The 1,159-nt window shown below is 71.2% G+C and carries 1 protein-coding gene; it reads right to left on the bottom strand.

The features are described from left to right. Positions 1–1,159 (bottom strand): condensation domain-containing protein (locus tag ABZ845_RS31990; protein ID WP_360987084.1); only part of this gene is annotated, 1,159 nt, incomplete at both ends.

The following is a 1,159-nucleotide window of genomic DNA, read 5'->3' as shown; positions in this document are numbered from 1 at the left end:
AAGTCCCGGAACGGCAGCGGCTCCGGCAACGAGCCGCCCTGACCGGACATGATCGCCCGCAGCTCACCGAGCAGCACGTCCAGCGTGGTGTGGTCGCGCACGAGGTGATGGATGCGCAGCAGGGCCAGCCAACGGTCGCTGCCCGGCTCGGCGGCGATGTGCACGCCCATCAGTGGGGCCCGGTCCAGGGCTATCCAGCCGCCGGCCGCCGTCAGCAGTTGCTCCTCCGGCGACGCCGCGCCGTGCGGGTCCAGGGTGACCTCCGCGACCGGCAGCACCGCGCGTCGTGCGACCACCTGGACCGGCTCGGGCAGCCCCTGCCAGAGGACGGCGGTGCGGTAGATGTCATGCCGGTTGACGACTTCCTGCAGGGCCGCCAGGAACGCGTCCAGACGTTCCCGCGAGTCGACCCGTAGGACCATCGGCGACACATAGACATCGACGCCGTCCTGGTCGCTCACCAGGTGGTGGAAGAAGATCCCTTCCTGGAGCGGGGCGAGCGGGTAGACATCGGCCACGTTCGCCGCGCCGCCCTCCACCGCTTCCACGATCCGCTCGATCTGCTCGGCGGTCAGCTCGACCAGCGGCAGCATCTCCGGGGTGATCTCGGTCGCGCCGGCCGGGATCAGGTTCGGCGGCACCGCCACCTGCTCCGGACCGGCCGATGCGGCCAGGCCGGCCGGTGTGGGTGTCTGGAACAGCGCCTTCACCGGCAGCGACACGCCGCGTGCCCGCAGCCTTTCCACCAGCGACATGGCCAGCAGCGAATGCCCGCCCAGAGAAAAGAAGTCGTCGTCGACCCCGACGCTCTCCAGGCCGAGGACATCCGCGAACTCCTGGCAGAGCACCTCCTCCTGCGCGCTCGCCGGTGCCCGGCCGCCGCCCGCGTGTGCCGCGTAGTCGGGCGCGGGCAGCGCCCTCCGGTCGAGCTTGCCGTTGCCCGTCAACGGCAACGCCCCCAGCACCACCACCGCCGACGGCACCATGTGCTCAGGCAACCGAGCCCCCACGAACCCCCGCACAACCGCCGGCAGCGACCCATCGACATCCTCCGGATCACCCGGCACCACATAGGCCACCAACCGCACATCCCCCGGGACGTCCTCACGGGCCACCACCACCGCCTGTGCCACCAGCGGATGCGCCACCAGCACACTCT

The organism is Streptomyces sp. NPDC047022, from assembly GCF_040644155.1.
GTDB lineage: Bacteria > Actinomycetota > Actinomycetes > Streptomycetales > Streptomycetaceae > Streptomyces.
The sequence above is the reverse complement of the archived record's forward strand: the minus strand, read 5'-3'. Positions and strand labels throughout refer to the sequence as shown.